This is a genomic window from Pseudoalteromonas sp. NCCP-2140, from assembly GCF_023708065.1.
Classification (GTDB): Bacteria; Pseudomonadota; Gammaproteobacteria; order Enterobacterales; family Alteromonadaceae; genus Pseudoalteromonas.
Map to the genome: position 1 here is coordinate 37,941 of NZ_BRCZ01000006.1, position 19,443 is coordinate 57,383.

Here is a 19,443-nt window from a genome sequence, read left to right on the forward strand (position 1 = left end):
GCTTTATAGCTGAGCTTAACGCTTTAAATTGCAACTAAGCTTTGCTCAAGCATTGCTTTAATTTGCTTAACAATTTTTGCTTCTGTTTCTGGCTCAAATTGTTGAATACGTGGGGTGTGAATATGCCCTGTAGGGATGTCTGAATTCAGCTCATCACGTAGGCGAATACTACGATACGAAATTTCATTTGATAAGTAGCCGCCGCCACCGCCTTTTACTGCAATCGCACCTTCTAATTCTTTAAGTGATTTTGGCTCAAATGCTTTTTCAAGCGTAACGACTTTATGATTGTCGTTGATTGGGAATGGCCCTTTGGCTTGTTGCATTTGCTTAACTGGTAAGCTGAACGTTACAAACTCATTGCCCGGAAGAGGGCGGTCGTTAAGGCTCGAAATTTTCGGTGCGGTGGCTGTGCCGCCATACACAATATTGGCGTTATCGGGCGCCGTTACACTGCGGCGTTTACCCGGAAAGCGTTCAAGATCAAAGTCTTTGCTGCCCATACTGATAGTGGCAATCATATCGACATTGTTAAGTGCATAATATGGCGCAAGTAATGATTCGATAATACCTTGGTCAAAGTCTTCGTAGCGTACTGGCACCATCACCGTATTGATCTCGGCGCTAATGCCATTGTAATTAATTACTTGGCCATCAAGTAATAATGCTGCAACACCGGATGGGTTACTTTGATTAATATTTCTATCTAATAAGAAGGGATCAAAACCTGTAATTAAAATGCGTTTGTCGGTTTTTTTACTGTAATCAAGGTCGGTGCGTCCACGGCTGCCATTTTCGAGCATTGTTAATAACGCGGTTTGTTCGCTGTCGGTCATTGCAAACTGGGGTTTGCTGGTACGAATAATTTTGCTTGAAAGTAAACGCGCCCAATATAGCTCTCGGTCGTCGAAGCTGTTGGTTTTAATTATACGCGCTTTGGCATCGCGCCATAATTGTTTAGCGTAATCATCAATAAGGTCACTTGCTTGCTGATAACTAGCAGCCGCTTGCCACTGTTTTTCAAATTGGTTCACTTCATCAGAAAAAGCACTCAACACCTTTGGCATGGCTTTGCTGGCTTTTTCAATACGCAGTTCTTCAACGGTTAAATTGGCTGCAAATGCAGTAAATGACGAGGCGATTAAGCCGGTGGCAAGTAAAACTTTTTTCATGATTATCCTATTTAGTTACAGCACGTTTAGTAGGCTTGCGTTAACTATCCTATGGATAAATGCCGAGCGCAAATAAAATCGCTCAACACAGAATTTGAAAAATAATGAATTAAAGGAGATAGCGCTTTTGATCAAAGTTATTTCTCAAATGAAGGGCTTTTAATGTTCGATATTGAGTAATTAATTATCGTTTTTCGATAATTTTAGTTTGTTTTTTAACTTATCTAGTGCCATAGTAGTTTTTTTACTAGAAGGATCGTGAAAATGAAATTTGGTTCTATTACAGTGGTTTCGCTGATTGTGCTGTTATTAACTGGTTGTACGACAATTAAAGTTGAGGAATCTCACTTTTTATATCCGGATAAAAAAATAACGATGCAGGAAATACAAAGTGTTGATGCCACCGCCAAAACGCAGGAGATAACTTTAAACACCGATGAGGGTACTAGACTTAAGGGTACCCTTATTAAAGTTGCAGATGCTCGTGCTACGGTAATTTACTTCGGTGGTAACCAGTTTCGCGTTAGTGCCGCAGGAGGGGAACCTGCCAAGCTACTTTTACCTTTTCAAGTTAATATTTTAATGATGGATCATCGTGGTTATGGGCTTAGTTCTGGAGTACCTAGCGTAGCTAATCTGCAAGCTGATGCATTACAGGTATTTGATTATGTAAAAGGCAGATCAGACCTAAATACTTTGCCTGTGGTGATCCATGGTCATTCTTTAGGGAGTATGATTGCCGGTTATCTTGCCAGTCAGCGTAACGTTGATGCTCTGGTACTCGAAGGGAGTGTGACAAATGTTGAACAGATGACAGCAGCACGAATTCCGTGGTTTGCTAAACCGTTTGTTAGCGTTGAGTTTAGTGAAGAGATTAAACAAGTCGATAATTTAAAAGCGTTACAAGTTTATCAAGCACCGCTATTAATAATTACCGGTGAAAAAGACACTCAAACTCCACCTGAGTTAGCTAAGTCACTATATCAACATGCAAAATCTCAGCAAAAGCAGATTTACATTGCAAAAGGGAAGCACCATTCAAATGCGTTAACAGGTAAGCAGTTAGCGACTCATTATGAGCAACTTCTAAAACAAATAACACTGAGTAAATCGTCATGAAAAAAATTGTTTGGATGAGTTCGTTTATCCTAAGCCTGCTATTTTTTACGCTTATTAGCTTGTTAGTAACAAGCATTATTGTGCTTTTCAGTGACAGTAATGTGTTAAGTTTTACACAAAGTAATGGTGCGCATATGTGGATTGGTCTTGAAGTCAGCGGCTCTTGGCAAGGAGTTGCACAAACATTAAATGAGCATGGTTTTGATAGTGTTTTATGGCTTGGTCTTGTGCAATTGCTACCGTTTATGCTGATCAACATAATTTTGATTCGGTTATTTTTGCTTTACCGGCGTGGATCCTTCTTCGCTATTGAAAATATACAATGTTTTAAATGGTTAGGTGGCGTATTATTGGCGCAATTTGCACTAGTTGTGTGCTACCCGTCACTACTTATAACTCTTCTTAACTTGGCAACAGGATCAGATATCGGAAGGGTCGTGGCTATACAAGATACTGATATTATAGGCTTAGTGATGGGATTAATTATTTATGTTATTGGTTGGATCATGGGTCAAGCGCAGCAGCTACAAAAAGAGCAAGAGTTAGTGATTTAATGGCGATTATTATTGATTTAGATGTAGTGTTAGCAAAGCGAAAAATGAAGTCTGCAGAATTAGCTGAAGCGATAGGTATTACGCCACAAAACTTATCAGTTCTTAGAGCTGGACGAGCTAAAGCTGTGCGCTTTACGACCTTAGATGCAATTTGTAAGCACTTAGGTTGTCAGCCTGGTGATATTCTGCGTTTTGAGGATGACTAACGAAAAATAAGCTTTGTTTGTTTAGTTTGAGAGTCTTTCAATAACTTGCGGTATTTTGCTGGGGTGATGTGCATTATTGCTTTGAATTCTTTGATTAAATGAGGCTGATCGGTAAAGCCACATTCAAGTGCAATATCTGCAAAGCTCATTTCAGGGTTATCTTTAATTGCTTGTTTAGCAAGTTTTACTCGGTAGATACGCTCAAAATACTTAGGGGTAACGCCGCATTGATCCTTAACTTGCCTTTCGAGCTGGCGTTGACTGAGTGGGGCAAGTTGGTAAGCAGTTTCGAGTGGCGTTAACTCAATAAGGTTACGGATTAAGTGCTTTGAGTGCCTGTTGCTGTGGTTAATGTTTTTATTATCAGTAAAGTGGCGGCTAATAAGCGTAACAAACGCGGCTAAGCTGGCATTATTTTGCAGATCTTCGGCAATTTCAGATAGGGACCGTTCTGCAAGGAGTGGGTGAGCGTTTCGCTTTAGTTCAGACAATACCGTTGGGTTAAAACGAATACCACAAAACTGTGCATCGTGTGAAAATGTGACTTTAGATGCTTGAGTCGATGTTTCTTGAACTGCATAAGAGGCAGCAAGCGGCTTGTCATCAATTAAAACTTCACCAACAACAGGAAACACAAGCCCTGTGGCACCATCGCAGGCAAGCCATTGCTCTCCTTGAGAGTGCGCTGTGGCATACCAAATAGCTTGTATGCTATCGGCAAGATTGCCCTTTGGGATCATTAATTCGAGCGTTAAATGGTTACTCATTAAACTTCACTGCCTCTATCGATAGCGAAAGTATCATCAATTGAATAGCGTTGTGTCAATTTTTAGTCCAAAAGTAAGCTAGATTAGGGGCTGTTATTCGCACCCTGTTTTTAATCCTGCTATGCTACGCCCATTAGCAATCACTGAGTATTTGAGATGATTAACGATAACGATGTAATTGAAACATTAGACGAGTTAGAAACATTTTTACGCCTAGTTGAAACTGGCGGTTTAGGGCTAGAGAATGTAACCGGTGTTGCTCTTGCAACCAATAATAGTGATGGCCGCCCATTTATTGCGGTACTTGATGATAAACATCAACTTTTACTTGGCCGTTACGTAACAAGTGAAGTGTATGAAAACGGTAAAGATATGGTACGTTACGGCACTAAAAAGCCGCATTAATCATCACTGTTTACCAATAAAAATGGGGCGAAGACGCCCCATTTTTATTGGTAGTCGGCAAGCTCTCTGTGAATGCTCATTACCAGTTCATTAGGAATGCATAATTGGTTAGCGAGCGTGTCTAAGTAGTGTTTAGAGATTGCTTGGTTTAAATCAATTGCGCTGGCACTGGCTGCATATACTTCAATGCCCATTTGTGCGTTAGGCACAGCGGCAACTAACTCTGATAGTTGCATTGGTTTTCTTAGCTCATCGAACAGCATGGCCTTTTCTTGCACAGACAATTGCATTGTTTCTACTTGTGCGAAGATTTTTTGTCTTTCCGTTTCATCAATATGGCCATCAGCATAGGCGGCTGCAATCATAGCGCGCATGAGTAATAATTGCCCATCACTGTGATTATCGTCGATGACATCATTAAATGACTGCTCGGGCAGCGTGGCTGGGGTAAAATCAAAACCACGAGAACTAGTTTGCTGAACTGGAGCCGCTTTTTGTTCTGAGTATTGTTTATAGGCTTTCCAAGCAAGGCCACCGACAGCAGCAAGCGCACCATATTTTACGGCTTTTTTGCTGCTCTTTTTACTTTTTCCGCCCATTAAGCTCGTTAGTCCGCCGCCAGCAACGCCTCCTAAAAAACCACTCAGCGCACCTGATTTATTTAAATTACCCACTAACTTTTGTAAGTCTTTCATTGTTCTCTCCTTGCAGTTATGTGCCCAGACTAGGTGATTTAAAATGAAAAGGAAACGAGATAAATGTTACAAAACACATCAGGTAACAATTATCTGCTTTAGGTACTTATCTTTAGCTTGCTTAAAAGACACCCAGTACTATAAGTTAGGGTTTCTGTTTAATTAATAATAAGGAAAAAACTCATGACAGATAATTACACACCACCTGAAGCAAGCCTTCAGATGGCATCTGAAAATAACTCAGGGCAGGGGAAGGTAGACGATTTACCCGAGGGCATTAAAGGCTTTAGTTGGGGCGCTTTCTTGCTAAGTTGGATTTGGGCAATTGGCAACAGCACTTGGATTGGCTTATTGGCCTTAGTGCCTTATGTTGGTTTTATTGTGTCGATTTATCTGGGTTTTAAAGGCCGAGAAATGGCATGGCAAAATAAACGTTGGGATAGCGTTGAGCATTTTCAACGAGTACAAAAACAATGGTCATTTTGGGGCGTGTTGATCATTGGTGGCATATTTTTATTGGGTATTGTAGCGGCGATAGCTATCCCTGCTTACCAAGCCAATGTCTAACTTATAAATAGAGCGAAAAGCCAGTATTTACTGGCTTTTTTTATGCCTGAAATGGTCAAAATATGGGTTTAATTACTTGCTGAGTTATTATGTTTTTCATTCTTTATTTTATGATAATCGTAAAATAAAGTTTGACAATCATAAATCCTTTGTGTACTTTTTAGACTATGAAAATACGAATCAACCTAGATATAGAATTGGCAAAGAACAAAATGCAGCTGAAAGAGCTATCTCAGCGCATTGATATTTCTATGACCAATTTATCATTACTAAAAAACGGAAAAGTGAAAGCGATCCGCTTTAGTACCCTTGAAGCTATTTGTGAAGAGCTTAATTGCCAACCCGGCGATATTTTGGTGTACGAACGCGATAGCGAATAACTTTACAACGCAACAGGATTTTGGAGGGCATATGCTCAACCGTGACTATTTACTACCCGGCATAGCAGCAGGATTACTTGCTGTGATTTTTCCCATGTACTGGATTTCAGTTTTTGGCGAAACACTTGATGGCTTAGGAGAGGCGCTTAAGCTTGATTTACAAAGCTTAAACTTTTCAGACCTTGTGTTCGTGCTCATCGGTGCACTTGAAATTTACGTGTACCTGAGTTTACGCAAAGCACTAAAAGATATGTTCGATGTTGAAGGTGTACGCATACTGTTATGTGTGCTTGCGGTGCTGGTATTAGCTTTTCATGCCACTGTGTTATGTGATGTTTATCTTGCCGTAGCTGGTGATAAAGCATCGAATGATGTAGTAGAAAGTATTTCAATTATTGCCATGGTGGTCTCGGCTGGAAGTTTAGGCTTGTATGCCTTAGTGGGTTTGATCACAGCCGCGTTATTACTAACAAAGCGCCATGGAATGTCATCGTTGCTAACGGTGTTTTCTATCCTACTGTTGCTGATGTGCATCTTACAGCTAACGGTGATTTTTGCTTACTTGAATGTGTTTTTATTCCCAGCAGCATTATTAATTTTAATGGTGTTCTTTATCAAAAAGCCTGAGCAAATTGAAGTGATTTAACAACGCTTTGTAACACAAGGAATAGGGTATGAGCTGGTTTAAAACGATTCTGTTAACGCTATTTTTGTCATTTTTTTGGGCTGCTACCTGTGTGTATGGTGGTGTCAGTGGTTGGTTTTTAAAACCCATTGCCGAAACGGGCAATACTGAGCAATTTATTGCTAACAGTCAGGCGCTGATTGCCAACAATGAAGCAAGCATCGCTTATGTTTTGATTGAAAATGGCCAAGTGGTTTTTCAAGATTACTCAAAAAGCAAAGATGAAATAACCGCAAATACTTTGTTCCCTGTGGCATCGCTCAGTAAATTTATTACCGCCTATGGCGTGATGACTCTGGCAGAGCAACAACAAATTCGTTTAGATCACGCGATTAATGAGCAACTGACGGGTTGGCAGTTACCTGAATCAGAGTTTGATAATCAATCAGTTAGCCTTGCTCATCTGTTATCTCATACTGCGGGGCTTGGTGATGGTTTAGGCTTTGCTGATATTGAGCTAAATGAAACCGTACCAAGCGTGCTTGCGTCGCTAAACAAGCCGCTATCATCAACGGGTGTGCGTGAAATTAAAGTCACCAAGCCTGTGGGCGATTTTCAGTATTCTGGGGGCGGCTATTTGATGCTCGAGCTGCTGGTCGAAGAAAAAACGAATCAACGCTTTGCAACTTGGATGGCTGATAACGTCTTTAAGCCAGTCAATATGACTGATGCTAGTTACGATGTACTCACTGAGTTAGACAACATCGCACCTGCTTATGATAAAAGCGGTCAAGCTGCGGGGCATTTTCAATACGCATCGGCAGCGGCAACAGGCTTACTGGCAAGTAGCCATGACTTAATCGCTTTAGTGCAAGCATTAACATCACCTCAAACAGGGCAGTTAAGCCCGCAAATGATCAGTACCATGCGAGCGCCTTTGGCAATTAGCTTAGGCGCACCAATTTGGGGGCTAGGTACCATGCTTTATGTACCAACAGCATCGGGAGATTTTGTGTTTGGCCATGATGGCGCGAATGAGCCAGCAATAAATAGCACACTTCGCATCAACCCAGATAACAATGATGCAATCATCGTACTTAGCAGCGGCGGTGAACATATTGCATCAAAGCTCGATTATGAATGGACGCTTTGGCAAACCGGTTACCCCGACTTTTTAGCGTTTGATGTTGCCTTGCAAAGTGCTTTTGTACCTTGCTTAATAGGCCTTGGCATCATCTTGATAGGTATGCTTTTGGTGCGTTTCAAAAAAGCGAAATAAGCAATTGATGTTAGGTTTAAATTATTTTTCTGCTTTACCCAGTAATTAGTAGCATTGTCATTGTTCATTAACGTGAACAGCTATAGTATTTGCTTTACATTGATTATTCAGGGTAGGGCGCATGTTACGATTTTTTTCTATAGACCAAGGTGTGATCACAGAAACTGAGCCAGCTGCAGATACGCCTCTTGCAACCGCCATAAAAAATGCCCACTGGATTGATACCATAAATCCAACCGAAGAAGAACGACAAGCGCTGGCAAGCACGCTTAATATCACACTACCTGGTGCTGATGATGTTGAAGAAATCGAAGCCTCTTCCCGTTGTTTTATTGACCATGAAGGCTTGCATGTGCATGCGCTTTTCATGTCACCAAATGAAGGGCGCTTTAATACGGTAACCGTGGCTTGTTTGCTACAAGACAACTGCTTGCTGACAATCCGCGATGATGAACTAGCCGATTTTCGTCTATTACGACTGCGTGCTCGTAAAGGGCAAGTTGCGTGTGATAATCCAAAGCAACTTTTGGTGACTTTATTTGACCAAAAAGTCGAAAACCACGCTGATATGCTTGAAGACATGCATCACCAATTAGAAAAACTCAGTGCCTACGTACTTGAAGAAGATGATTCTGATTTAGAAGAAGCTGTTAGCCGAATTTCTCGCCTTGAAGATAATAACGGTAAGGTGCGTTTATGTTTGATGGATACTCGCCGGAATATCTCGTTTTTACTGCGCCACCTAGGAGCGCCTACAGAAGATCGAGAATCACTACGTGAAATTGTGCTTGATATTGATACCCTCATGTCTCACTGTACATTTTTGTTTGATAAGGTTAATTTCTTAATGGACTCGACTCAGGGTTTTATTAACATCGAACAAAACCAAATTATCAAAACTTTCTCAATTGCCTCTGTGGTGTTTTTACCGCCGACCGTCGTCGCCAGTATTTATGGAATGAATTTTAATAGCATGCCTGAACTGCAATGGGCATGGGGTTACCCGTTTGCAATTGGCATTATGTTGCTGTCTGGCTTTGCACCATACTTGTTCTTTAAACATAAAGGTTGGTTGTAACAAAGCATAAAAAAGCCCAGCAATTGCTGGGCAAGGGGTCTTCGGATAGACCTAGGGGGGTTTAACCTTTCAATTCGCCGGTAGACGATTCGATATGTGCACGAACAAACCATTGAAATTGTTCTAAATCAGCCAGTTGGCCGGTGATCATATCTTCAGAAACTGGGTCTAGCTCACCAAGCTTATCGATAGCTGCACGGTGGTCTTTATTGACTCCGTTATACACTTTATCAAGGGCTGTTAGATGGTCAGTAACTAAGCCTTTACCAATTGAATAATCTTGCCAAGTACGGCGTTCTACAATTGATTGTGGTGTGCCAACAGGTACGCCGCCCATAGTTGCAATACGCTCTGCAATCGTGTCAGTCATCTCTTGCACTGCGCTTACTTGCGGGTCTAACATTTCGTGTACACCAATAAAATTAGGGCCAACAACATTCCAATGAATGTGTTTTAAAGTGAGGTGTAAATCGATTAAAGCGACCATGCGCTGGTCTAGAATAGCAATCGTGTCAGCTGCAGCTTGGTCTTTAACACCGGGTGCTGTAAATTCTGCGATTTTTGATGATGAATTACTCATTACTCCTCCGAGATTATCTATAAAATTCCTTTCGCTTTTAGTTTAAAAGCGCGCTTGATTAGGTAGAAGCAAGCGCTGTGCCTAAAATGGAATGTTTATAAATAATTGAATTTTAAAGGTTAATTTAATTTCATTTTAAGGTGGAGTGTTTGTGGGGAGGTATGAGTATGAAAACTCTGCACACCTTCTGTAAAAAATTCAGTGTGCAGATACAAATTTACGACTTAAGAAAGCAATGCAGCTGCTAAACGAACAAAATCAGATGAAGTTAGAATTCCCACTAGGTTGTTTTCTTTATCAACCACAGGCATGCAGCCATGACGGTTTTCAACAAAAAACTTAGCAACTTCGTGAAGCGGTTGCTCTGGCGAGATACTAGTAAAATCGGTAGCCATAATATCAACTACTTTAGTTTGCTTTTCTTTGCGTTCAAGGGCGCTGGCGCTGTAATTAGCCATGATATTCATTACCTGAGCAATCATGATTTTTTGCGTTAACATGCCAACTAAGCCACCGTGCTCATTGATCACTGGAATATGGCGAACATTCTTCTCTTTCATTAGATTATGCGCGTCATGAAGGGTATTTTGCGCACTTATGGCGAATGGGTCTGGCGTCATCAAATCACTAACTAGGTGTGTCATGGCTAAATCCTTACAATTAATCAAGTTGTGGTAAGTCTAGCGCTTATCGAGTTAATTGCACTTTAGTTAGATCAAAGTTTTAGTGATTAACGGTGCAAGTACCTGCATTACTTTGCTGACAATAGTGAAAGTCTAAATAATAGTGAGACTTAGCTGGGCGTTCACCTTTAGTGAGGTATTGATACATCAACTCGGCAGAAAGTCGGCCCATTTCAAAAGGGTTTTGACCAATATTGGCCGATGATAATCCTTGCTGTAATACTTCTAATTGCATTTGCTCAGTATCAGCAGAAACGATCACCACCTCTTGATTGGCAATGCGTTGTTTATGTTTAGCAATCACGTTTGCATAGTTAGAGTTAAATTGAGCAAAACCCGCTACCGCTAAAAATAGTGGTGGATTTTCAAGGTTAAGCAGTTTGTCGAGTTGACCGAGGGAGACTTCTCGCTTGCCTAAGCTATATAAAGGGCATCTATCGAACTCACTCCAGCCATTTTCACCGCTTAAACGTTTATCTTTTTGCCCAGATAACGCATAGCGAACACCTTCAATACGCTTGTTTAAATTAGGTGTTGTTGAGTGCCCTGATTGAATACAAACCTGGTTATTTTCTTTGTTGGTGAATTTTTTTAATTCGTTACCTAAGGCCACACCATAATCAAAATTATTGGTACCTACGTAGGTTAAACGGTACTGCTGATCTTTCTCGAGCAGATCAGAGTCAAACGTGATCACAGGAATGTTGTTATCTTTAAGCTTTTTTAATGCTCTTTCAACAAGGTAATTGGAATCTGTGGTTGCGATTAATAAACCACTAATGTTGTTTCTGCGAACTAGGTCGGTGATCACTAATACTTGCGTGCGAATATCTTGAAAGTCTTTGGGGCCGTCGTAAATACATTCAAAATCGAGATGCTGTTTTGCAAATTGCTCACACCCTTTAAAGGCTTGCTGATAAAAGCTATCGTTTTTGGTTTTACCCACAACAGCCACCACATATTTAGCCTGAATTGGCAGGGCAAAAAGCCAAAAACTGGCACACAAAAGTACCCAGTTTAATTTAAAATTTAATAATACTTTTAAAGACATAGCACTACATATTGCAAGTTAAGTATAAGCACGAGCTAATTATAGTGGCAGAGTTCGAATTTACCAGTCAGCATTTGCATCAATCAACTGGCTTTAACATATAATGAAAAAGCCTTTTTAGGGAAGCGGCTATTTTTGCTACCTTTTATGACTCAAATGGAGTGGCTATGATCATATATAAATACTGGCAGCAATTAACAACACTTTGGCAAAAGGCCACTTTTTTATGGGGGGCTTTTTTTATTCTATTTAATGCATATTGCTTTTTTTGGCGTCATTTAATTGCGGGAGGCCAATATCAGTTTATTGACTCACAAATTTTTTGGCTAAAAGAGTGGGGGGCTTTATGTACTTTAAATATTGTTCTGGTGGCTTTTGTTGATTTAAAAGCCAGGATTAATAGCAACTTATTTGTTTTTATTATTACGTGCGCAGTGACTATTTGTTCTTTGGTGATGTTACGTATTTTTGTTGATTACTCTTTTTATGGCTATGCAATTGCGGCTTCATTCATTCAGCTTTTACCAAAGTACTTAATCGCATGTTGTTTGGTATTGGCGTTATGGCGAGTATGCAGCATGTCGCTCTTGTCAAAAGCAAAGAACGACAAGCCAGAGAAAGGTCTATCTGAATATATTGAAATAAACCATAAAGGGGTTGTTAAGAGACTCTCCCCAGAATCAGTATTATTTATAAAAGCTGCCGGTAACTATGTAGAAATACAAACATTAACCGAATGCTTTTTAAAAAGAGATACCATCAAAAACATTCAAGCTCACTTACCTTGCAATGAATTTAAGCAAGTGCACCGCAGCTACCTTGTAAACTTAGCTCATATTGAAGATTTTAATCTTCATAAAGCAAATGCAACTTTAAATATGAAACTAGGGTTTAGCATTCCTGTTAGCAAAACTTTTAAACCAGCATTAGCAAATGTATTAAGTGAGCCAAGTGTATTCGTCACAGAATGAAGAGTTTCGTCACAATCTTATTTAAAACAAAAGCTTAATCTTTACTATTAAGTCATGAATACAGTTTTTAAGGATAAAATTCATGACAATAAATACACAGAAAACACATAAGTTACTGCATTGGCTCAGTGCGCTATTAGTCATTAGCGTACTTGTTTTGGGTTACTACATGACCTGGGTGACTGACTACAGTTTGTATCATTGGCATAAATCAATTGCGGTGATCATTGCCATCGTCTGGCTGTTAAGAATAGTTTATAGGCTCTATCAGCCGTTTCAATCTACTGTACAAACAAGCTTAACTAAGTGGTTGCATTTATATCATTGGGGCTTGCTAATCTTGCTAGCTGTAATGTTACTGTCTGGTGCTTTTTATAGTGGTTTCGGCGGCTTTGGTATTGCGGTTTTTTCATGGCAGTTAGTGGCTAGTAATTATAACGAAGCAGGTCAGGCCGTTGCGTCAAGCGCCTGGTTAAGCGATTTTGGCTGGCAAATTCATATTTTATTTGGCTATATGTTATCAGCTGCTCTTTCAATCCATATTTTAGCGGCGCTTAAACATCACTTCATAGATAAAGACGCGACACTAAAGAATATGCTTTAAGCGTTTATTTTAATTTGGTTTCGACCATTATCTTTCGCCTCATAAACAGCTTTGTCTGCGCGGTTTACTAAGCTTTCAAAGCTGTCATTTGGTTGCCAATTGGTTAAACCAAAGCTAGCAGTAACCGATATACGATGTTCTCGATAAGCTATTTGACTGCCTTCGATGGTTTTACGAAGGCCTTCTAAAAATTGTGTCGCTGACTTGATGTCGGTAGCAAAGAACAACAGTAAAAACTCTTCACCGCCGAGCCTGCAACATAAATCTTCTTTTTTCAAATGGTGTTTCATTAGATCAGAGAACACTTCGAGTACTAGGTCACCGCCATCGTGCCCGTAACTATCATTAATACGTTTGAAGTAATCAATATCAACTACGCAGGCGAATAAGCTAGATGTTTGACTTGGGCTGAATAGTTGCTGCTGTTCGATAATGAATTGTAGTCCGCGGCGATTGTAAAGCCCGGTAAGTGGATCTTTTAAAGACAGCTCCAAATAGCGTTTTTTTTCATCCACTAACAGGGTAGTGATGAGACCAAGGCCAGTCATAACAAACACGGTTGCATGGGCAATAACCGTGAGAGAGTATAAGGTCGCTAAATTGTGTTCATGGGTAATAATACTCAGCTGTGAAATAGGCACTAAAAGAAGAATACACTGCGCCATCGACAACACTGTATTGCCTATGTTCTTCTCACAGACAGCGCGCTTTGTTGTGTAGTAAATAAGTGCAGGTAACACGCTTAGCGTAAAACAGGCTTCAACAAGGGCAAGTTGATTTATATTTTGAGTAAGGAGGGCAAATACAGAAAAAATAGCACCATGCGCAATGATTATCTTATTAAAGCGGCTGGGTTCATCATGGTTATAAATGGATAATTGCAGTAATGTCATGGAGATCATATAAATCACCACACCAGAGCGAAAACTTGGCGTAAGGTCTAATAAGTCTTGGATCCACAGCCATGCAAAGCCAATTACACCAAGGTAAAAAAACAGGTTAAATAAGTAAATCGAGCGGTTATTAAAACTACTGCGCATCAGGCGCGTGGCTATAATGGAGCAGGTTACTACCGTAATGAGTAAGAAGACAAAAAAGCCGTGGTAAAAGTAATTCTCTACGTTACTAGCCATGAGTCGCACTGAAAAGCTCTAGGTAAATAAAGCTTAGCACAGGAAAATTTACTCACCTTTAAATCCTACCTATGATTCAAAAATGCTTTAATCGTTAGTTCATTTATTGATAGCTAAGCTTAAAATTTTTAAAGAAGCTACTGCAATGAAAACATGTTTAGTTTTAGCCTTATTATTTTGCTCTGGGTCGGTTTTGGCTGATAGCGTTTGTGGTGGAACTACTGCCAATGGCTATGTACGTAATGCAGTAAAATTACCCAGCAAGGGTGATAACTTTACCAGCTACAGGAAAGTGGCTGAACTGGCAGGGCGTACTTATGTTCATTCGCAGGTAAAAAACATCATTGTTGATGCTTACCAAGCGCTCCTGAAATCCCATCCAGATAAACGATACAAATACGCTGAAACGGGCTCAGAAAATGGCGGGAAGTTTAGCCCGCATAAAACCCATCAAAATGGCTTGTCGGTTGATTTTATGACACCTGTTGTTAACGAAAAGGGGCAATCAGTTCATTTGCCTACTCATATGTTTAATCGTTTTGGCTACGACATAGAATTTGATAAACAAGGCCAGTTTGAACAGTTTAAGATTGATTATACCGCTTTAGCAGCTCATATTGTTGAGCTGCATAAATCGGCAACAGCAAAAGGGTACGATCTTTGGCGAGTGATCTTTGACCCAACCCTGCAAGCTGGGCTTTATAAAACCAAGTATGCCGACTATTTACAAGAGCATATTCAGTTTTCGACTAAACCATCTTGGGTGCGACATGATGAACATTACCATGTTGATTTTTTAGTGCCGTGTGAAAAATAGTCTTCAATTCATTACGGTTAGAATTGTTTATTAGATTATACGGTTTTAGTGAACAAGCAGCTGAAAGCTGATAAAGTACGTTGCGCAAAACATGGATGTTTCAACTTGTGCCACTTTTAAGTAAGTCCCTCACGTTTTCTTTAAGAAAAATAGAATCATGCCTCTGTTTGTATTTAATCTGCTTAAAGCCTCACTATGCACATAGCTTAAGCATTTTAATTTAGAATTTACTATTAAATATAGAATTTAAAAATATGAAAAAATTAATACAAATCTTTGCTATTTTATTCTTTGTATCAACTTTATCTGCTTGTATGACAACTTATAACCCCGTTCCCAAAGGGTATCAGGGCGAAACAGCAACTATAGATGACACCTTCAGAACCATGGCAACTAGTACCGGACGGTTCTTTTACTTGAGTAAAGTGAATGGTAAAGATGTCAATAACGCTATTAGGGCAACAAACCAAGCTACTTATGGACAAGGTATGGTTCTGTCACCAGTTGGGTTTAGTCGAAAAGTACCAGCAGAGGAAATGATACTAACACTAGTAGCGCAGGTCCATCATGCCGCACCTATTAACTATATGTTTAATTCAGGAACGAATTACATTGTTACAGGTGATGTATCTTTTATTCCAGAAGCAGGGCAAAGCTATCTAGTAAAGGGGTATTTGAGTAGTGACTTTTCTTCTGTTTGGCTTGTAAATAGCGCTGGTGAGCAAGTATCTGATGCTGTTGTTTTAAAAGGTGATCCTGATAAGAGTGAAGCTGTAATCGCCAAATTAGTTAAGGGTAAAGTTGTACTTCCCGAGCCGCCAAAAACGCAAGCGACTATTACAAAGCAGGTTGCTATCACAACAGAGTCATTTGATAATCCATTGTTTTTTCTTGAACAGGGCCTAAGCGCGGAAGCTATTATTAAGAAGTTAGGTGAGCCTGATCATATTCGTTATATTGAAAAAGGTTTTTTTAATAACAAACCTGAAATACAAATATTTCATTTCACAGATCTTGGCAGTGTTCAAATGGTTAAGTCACCTGCAGATGGGCAGTTTTACTCTAAGTTAACTTATAATGTTAATAGCCAAGAGCATTATCAGTTTGTTGATGTAGTGAACCAAGCTGATGGTAGCGAAACTCAAATCCTTGGTAAGAAATTTTATAATATCGGTGTTTACAAAGAGCAATACCTAGACGCATTAGCGAATAAGCTCTGGCAAAATAAATATACTGTCGATGGGCGTATGCTAGATGGTGTCGCGTACTATTGTAAAATTATTGCCAATGCACAAACGATGCGTTACCAAGCTATGCTAAAAAGCCTTGTTGCAGATAAAGATGTTCCTTCAAAGTTACGTCGTCATTGTAAAGCGGCCAAAAAAGATATAGACAAATTAAAGCTCGCAACTGTTGAGCAGTTTGAATTTATGTAGTTTAGAACCAAGCCAATTCACTTAATCAAGTGAATTGGTATTTCAATCTTAATAATCATTTAAAACAAACTAAACATCACTGAAGCGATTAATAGTATTGCCATTAGGTAGTTAAATGCTTTTAAGCGCTTTGGGCTGGCAAGCCAGTGCTGTAGCTTTTCTCCAAGTAGAGTCCACGAACTAACGCATGGCAGGTTAATTAAGCCAAATACGAGGCTTACGATTAACACTGAGGTGAGGTTTTTGTCTGGGGCATATAAGCTTACCGCGCTTAATGCCATTGCCCACGCTTTTGGGTTCACCCATTGAAATAGTGCAGCCTGAATAAAAGTAAACGGTTTACTTTCACTACTGGCTTTTTGTTGTGCGTTACTTGTGGCAATTTTAAACGCCAGATAGAGTAAGTAAGCAATGCAAAATACCTTTAATATCAAGTAGCTTGGTGGAAACAAGTCAAATAGCTGCATGATGCCAAGGCCCACCAAAACCAGCATCAACATAAAGCCAAGCGTCACGCCAAGTAAGTGTGGTGTGGTTCTTTTAAAGCCAAAGTTAGCACCTGAGCTCATCAACATTAAGTTATTTGGTCCAGGGGTAATTGATGACACCAAAGCAAATAATGCCAAGGCTGTTAAAATTTCAAAACTCATCGCTATCTCTCCATTTAAATTAAGATGCAATTATAAGTTGTAATGCGCGCAATTTTTGCGCTTAATGTTGTTGTGTATGTTTAAGGTTCACAATAAAAAATGAAAAAAGATAAAATTAACGACAGAATATTGCATGAGCTTAAACGCAATGGCCGAATTGCCAATGCCGAGCTGGCAGATAAAGTGGGTTTATCGCCATCGGCATGCCTTCGTAGAGTACAAGAACTAGAAAAGCTTGGGGTTATTGCCGGGTATCGGGCGGTTATTAATAATCAGGCTGTTGGCCTAGGGTTTATCGCTTATGTTGGGGTTGGTTTAAATGAGCACTCAACAGTATCTCAGCGAGCATTCGAACACGCTCTTGAGTTTATTGATGAAGTAAAAGAGTGCCACAATGTAACTGGCTCGTTCGAATATTTGCTGAGGGTTGAGACGGCGGATCTCAAGTCCTACAAATCGTTTCATGCAGATGTGCTCGGCTCAATTCCACAGGTACGAACCATTACCACTCATGTCGTGATGGAATCACCGAAGGATGAACGCGCTTAACAACAGAGGTTGTACCTTTTTTGTTGTTAATTTATTGCGAGCTATAAGGCCTTAGTCTAGAATCTTCGCGTTAAAATAATAATATATAAGGAAATTACGTGAAAACGTTTAAGCCTCTTTTGGTGTTTATAGCTTTAGGTTTATTAGCTGGCTGTCAATCTACAACCGAAACAGGTGTATCGATGGCACGCTTTGAGAGCCCAGAGATCAACAGTGATCCCTTTCATTTTCGTGCAACCGTCGGTACAGATACAAGCAAGATCATTGCGAAAGATACCAGCGAGAGTACATCAACGAGTACAGCATTAACGACTTCGATGAATATGACCTTAGGTTATTCGACGGAGCTTACCCTAGGGGCTGGAATTGGTGGCGATCATGATTATGAAAAATACGCTATTAAGCATCAGTTTTATGGCAGCCCTTTAGAATCGGCCGTCGAGAAAAACTTCTCTATGGCTGTCAGCCTTGGCTATATTCGCAGTGAAGATGCGGGGTATGGTCCACTATTAGCGGGTAATTATGATGACGATACCTATGATTGGGATTTATCGCACGATACTTATGATATTGCACTTATTTCAGGTTACCGATTAAGCTCAAAAGCCTTGTTATACGGCAGTGTCTTTTATCAAAAAGGCACGATCGATGTTGATTATACCCAGATGTATTATCTTGCCAGCGAAGAAGGGGCTGTGTTAACTCGAGCGTGTAGTGATACGCCGGCGCAATGCCTTGATTTTAGCGCTGATCACGACGGTCATAATGCTGGTGTCAGCATTGCACTTGAATATGCATTTACGCATTGGTTCGCTATTACAGTTGAAGCGGTTTATAAATCGATGAACTGGTTTGATCGCAGTGAAAGCGAGACTGCAACAAATGTAAACTTTGAATTTAGGTTTTAAGTTCGGCTTTTCGAGAAAAAGGCATTAGCAATCGCCAGTGCCTTTTTTGTAATGATTGTTATAAAAACACATAAGCTGCTGGAAGCAGTATACCGCTAATGACTAATACAGAGCGGCTGCCCCATGGGCTATTTTTACCCTTGATCATAAACAAGCCGCTGATTGCTAAAAACAGCAGCAGCCCAGCAAAAATATCAGAAAAAATCACCCAAGAAGCTTTTGTCTCGTTCAAGTGTAAGCGGTTAAATGCTTGCAATACATGACGAGGCTCAATAGCTTCATAGCTTATGACATCTTTATTGAGTTTAAGGCTTAGGTTGTTACCGTTTTTTAAAAACACCTTAAATTCTTGCGGCGACACCCAATAAGAAGCCTTTACCGGCTCGCTTATATCAGCATGGGAGATAATTTGCTCAATCAACAACTCGTCATTATCTAATTGCCAAGTTTCATCGTTCACACTGATTTGCTGGTGGCTTACTTTGTAGTTTGGGTTCCAATCATCTTTGTGGTTCACTGCAATGCCAGAAACCGCAAAGATAATCACTAAACCAACACAAAAGTAACCAATATCGCGGTGTAAGTTTCTGTTTAACTTAAACCAGTTGATACTTGATTTATTACTCAATGATTTCAACTCCGCTCGGGACAAGCTGATAAATAGCCATTGCTTCAGTCACAGAGTTTACATCAAAACTTTCGCCAGCTTGTTGCGCTTTGTGAGCAAGTAACGCTTTAGTGCGGCCAAGACTAAGCTGAATTTTATCGAGCTTACCGGTTACGATAGCTTTACTGCCTTTAGCCGTCATCGGGAATACCATGTCGCCATCTTCAACTTTGATACGTAAGTTTTCAAAGCGTTTGTCAGATGCAAGCGTCATCCAGCAACCACGTTTTTCGCAAACCCCAGTGATAGTCCCTTCCACGGTAATTGGACTTGCAAGGTAATCGTCTGGTGAGGCCATAACCGTCGAAATTTTAATGAGTTTGTCACTGTCGACTGGATTGCCAAACTGTAAGCTAAAGGCGTGTTGGCTAAAGCTTAAAAGCGCCAATGAAAATGCAATAAATGTTTTTGATTTTAGGAACATAGCCGTTGCTTCTTGAAATAAAATTAAGCCTTAGTTTAAGCGATTTACTTGTATGATAAAAGCTTAATGCGATTAAAAATGATTTGCAATTGAGGTTCCTGTAGGGCAATTGCTTTAATGTTT

General features: G+C 40.0%; 25 protein-coding genes. 15 read left to right on the plus strand and 10 right to left on the minus strand.

Going from position 1 to position 19,443, the window contains the following annotated elements; genetic code table 11:
- Window positions 1–23: 23 nt before the first annotated feature.
- Window positions 24–1,172 carry a hypothetical protein gene (locus NFU46_RS13165; RefSeq protein WP_251602445.1) on the minus strand — a complete coding sequence of 383 codons (1,149 nt, stop codon included), beginning with the start codon at window positions 1,170–1,172 and terminating at the stop codon, window positions 24–26.
- A gap of 264 nt (window positions 1,173–1,436) precedes the next feature.
- Between NFU46_RS13165 and NFU46_RS13170 the strand changes: the two genes are divergently transcribed.
- Genes NFU46_RS13170 through NFU46_RS13180 form a run of 3 tightly spaced genes read left to right on the plus strand, consistent with a single transcriptional unit; the run spans window position 1,437 to window position 3,051 of the window.
- Window positions 1,437–2,291 (plus strand): alpha/beta hydrolase, encoded by an 855-nt coding sequence (locus tag NFU46_RS13170; protein WP_251602447.1) that lies wholly within the window; start codon window positions 1,437–1,439, stop codon window positions 2,289–2,291.
- Window positions 2,288–2,845: a DUF2975 domain-containing protein gene (locus NFU46_RS13175; RefSeq protein ID WP_251602449.1), complete on the plus strand. Its 558-nt coding sequence runs from the start codon at window positions 2,288–2,290 to the stop codon at window positions 2,843–2,845. The genes NFU46_RS13170 and NFU46_RS13175 overlap by 4 nt, the downstream gene beginning before the upstream one ends.
- Window positions 2,845–3,051: a helix-turn-helix transcriptional regulator gene (locus NFU46_RS13180; protein ID WP_054560721.1), complete on the plus strand. Its 207-nt coding sequence runs from the start codon at window positions 2,845–2,847 to the stop codon at window positions 3,049–3,051. The genes NFU46_RS13175 and NFU46_RS13180 overlap by 1 nt, the downstream gene beginning before the upstream one ends.
- Here the strand turns inward: NFU46_RS13180 and NFU46_RS13185 are convergent.
- Entirely contained in the window at window positions 3,048–3,818 is a 771-nt protein-coding gene (locus NFU46_RS13185) for an AraC family transcriptional regulator (protein WP_251602451.1), read from the minus strand. The genes NFU46_RS13180 and NFU46_RS13185 overlap by 4 nt on opposite strands.
- 156 nt (window positions 3,819–3,974) lie before the next feature.
- Between NFU46_RS13185 and NFU46_RS13190 the strand changes: the two genes are divergently transcribed.
- A complete protein-coding gene (locus tag NFU46_RS13190; protein WP_054560719.1) occupies window positions 3,975–4,223 on the plus strand; it encodes a hypothetical protein in 249 nt (82 codons plus the stop codon).
- Window positions 4,224–4,267: 44 nt separating this feature from the next.
- Here NFU46_RS13190 and NFU46_RS13195 read toward each other — a convergent pair whose 3' ends face one another.
- A complete protein-coding gene (locus NFU46_RS13195) occupies window positions 4,268–4,918 on the minus strand; it encodes a tellurite resistance TerB family protein (protein WP_251602454.1) in 651 nt (216 codons plus the stop codon).
- Window positions 4,919–5,101: 183 nt separating this feature from the next.
- Here NFU46_RS13195 and NFU46_RS13200 point away from each other — a divergent pair, with 183 nt between their 5' ends.
- From NFU46_RS13200 to corA, 5 genes are all read left to right on the plus strand, one after another.
- The gene (locus NFU46_RS13200) at window positions 5,102–5,485 is read left to right on the plus strand and encodes a hypothetical protein (RefSeq protein ID WP_251602456.1); all 384 of its coding nucleotides are present in this window, start codon (window positions 5,102–5,104) and stop codon (window positions 5,483–5,485) included.
- A 167-nt stretch (window positions 5,486–5,652) separates the two neighbouring features.
- Window positions 5,653–5,865, plus strand: a complete 213-nt coding sequence (locus tag NFU46_RS13205; RefSeq protein ID WP_054560716.1) for a helix-turn-helix transcriptional regulator — start codon at window positions 5,653–5,655, stop codon at window positions 5,863–5,865.
- A gap of 31 nt (window positions 5,866–5,896) precedes the next feature.
- Window positions 5,897–6,511 carry a hypothetical protein gene (locus NFU46_RS13210; protein ID WP_062565021.1) on the plus strand — a complete coding sequence of 205 codons (615 nt, stop codon included), beginning with the start codon at window positions 5,897–5,899 and terminating at the stop codon, window positions 6,509–6,511.
- A gap of 28 nt (window positions 6,512–6,539) precedes the next feature.
- Entirely contained in the window at window positions 6,540–7,769 is a 1,230-nt protein-coding gene (locus tag NFU46_RS13215; RefSeq protein ID WP_251602458.1) for a serine hydrolase, read from the plus strand.
- Between the two features lie 121 nt (window positions 7,770–7,890).
- On the plus strand, window positions 7,891–8,847 hold the full coding sequence (gene corA, locus NFU46_RS13220) for a magnesium/cobalt transporter CorA (protein ID WP_054560713.1): 957 nt from the start codon (window positions 7,891–7,893) through the stop codon (window positions 8,845–8,847).
- A 61-nt stretch (window positions 8,848–8,908) separates the two neighbouring features.
- Here the strand turns inward: corA and dps are convergent, their stop codons facing one another.
- From dps to NFU46_RS13235, 3 genes are all read right to left on the minus strand, one after another.
- Entirely contained in the window at window positions 8,909–9,427 is a 519-nt protein-coding gene (gene dps, locus NFU46_RS13225; protein ID WP_054551887.1) for a DNA starvation/stationary phase protection protein Dps, read from the minus strand.
- Between the two features lie 224 nt (window positions 9,428–9,651).
- Entirely contained in the window at window positions 9,652–10,071 is a 420-nt protein-coding gene (locus tag NFU46_RS13230; protein WP_175078603.1) for an HPP family protein, read from the minus strand.
- Window positions 10,072–10,150: 79 nt separating this feature from the next.
- Window positions 10,151–11,161, minus strand: a complete 1,011-nt coding sequence (locus tag NFU46_RS13235; RefSeq protein ID WP_175078602.1) for a substrate-binding domain-containing protein — start codon at window positions 11,159–11,161, stop codon at window positions 10,151–10,153.
- Between the two features lie 167 nt (window positions 11,162–11,328).
- Between NFU46_RS13235 and NFU46_RS13240 the strand changes: the two genes are divergently transcribed.
- Window positions 11,329–12,132: a LytTR family DNA-binding domain-containing protein gene (locus tag NFU46_RS13240; protein ID WP_251602460.1), complete on the plus strand. Its 804-nt coding sequence runs from the start codon at window positions 11,329–11,331 to the stop codon at window positions 12,130–12,132.
- Between the two features lie 82 nt (window positions 12,133–12,214).
- Entirely contained in the window at window positions 12,215–12,736 is a 522-nt protein-coding gene (locus tag NFU46_RS13245) for a cytochrome b (protein ID WP_251602462.1), read from the plus strand.
- Here NFU46_RS13245 and NFU46_RS13250 read toward each other — a convergent pair.
- The gene (locus tag NFU46_RS13250) at window positions 12,733–13,776 is read right to left on the minus strand and encodes a GGDEF domain-containing protein (protein ID WP_251602464.1); all 1,044 of its coding nucleotides are present in this window, start codon (window positions 13,774–13,776) and stop codon (window positions 12,733–12,735) included. The genes NFU46_RS13245 and NFU46_RS13250 overlap by 4 nt on opposite strands.
- 238 nt (window positions 13,777–14,014) lie before the next feature.
- On the opposite strand from NFU46_RS13250, the gene NFU46_RS13255 reads away from it, so the two are divergent.
- On the plus strand, window positions 14,015–14,686 hold the full coding sequence (locus NFU46_RS13255) for a penicillin-insensitive murein endopeptidase (RefSeq protein ID WP_251602466.1): 672 nt from the start codon (window positions 14,015–14,017) through the stop codon (window positions 14,684–14,686).
- Between the two features lie 254 nt (window positions 14,687–14,940).
- Window positions 14,941–16,122 (plus strand): hypothetical protein, encoded by a 1,182-nt coding sequence (locus tag NFU46_RS13260; RefSeq protein WP_251602468.1) that lies wholly within the window; start codon window positions 14,941–14,943, stop codon window positions 16,120–16,122.
- Window positions 16,123–16,181: 59 nt separating this feature from the next.
- Here NFU46_RS13260 and NFU46_RS13265 read toward each other — a convergent pair whose 3' ends face one another.
- Window positions 16,182–16,772, minus strand: coding sequence for a LysE family translocator (locus NFU46_RS13265; RefSeq protein WP_055198399.1), 591 nt, complete (start codon window positions 16,770–16,772; stop codon window positions 16,182–16,184).
- A 99-nt stretch (window positions 16,773–16,871) separates the two neighbouring features.
- On the opposite strand from NFU46_RS13265, the gene NFU46_RS13270 reads away from it, so the two are divergent.
- The gene (locus NFU46_RS13270) at window positions 16,872–17,321 is read left to right on the plus strand and encodes an Lrp/AsnC family transcriptional regulator (protein WP_251602470.1); all 450 of its coding nucleotides are present in this window, start codon (window positions 16,872–16,874) and stop codon (window positions 17,319–17,321) included.
- Window positions 17,322–17,419: 98 nt separating this feature from the next.
- Window positions 17,420–18,229: a hypothetical protein gene (locus tag NFU46_RS13275; protein WP_251602472.1), complete on the plus strand. Its 810-nt coding sequence runs from the start codon at window positions 17,420–17,422 to the stop codon at window positions 18,227–18,229.
- 58 nt (window positions 18,230–18,287) lie between these two features.
- Here the strand turns inward: NFU46_RS13275 and NFU46_RS13280 are convergent, their stop codons facing one another.
- Both NFU46_RS13280 and NFU46_RS13285 read right to left on the minus strand, forming a co-directional pair.
- Entirely contained in the window at window positions 18,288–18,857 is a 570-nt protein-coding gene (locus tag NFU46_RS13280; protein WP_251602474.1) for a PepSY-associated TM helix domain-containing protein, read from the minus strand.
- Window positions 18,850–19,320 carry a DUF4920 domain-containing protein gene (locus NFU46_RS13285; RefSeq protein WP_251602476.1) on the minus strand — a complete coding sequence of 157 codons (471 nt, stop codon included), beginning with the start codon at window positions 19,318–19,320 and terminating at the stop codon, window positions 18,850–18,852. The genes NFU46_RS13280 and NFU46_RS13285 overlap by 8 nt, the downstream gene beginning before the upstream one ends.
- Window positions 19,321–19,443 lie beyond the last annotated feature (123 nt).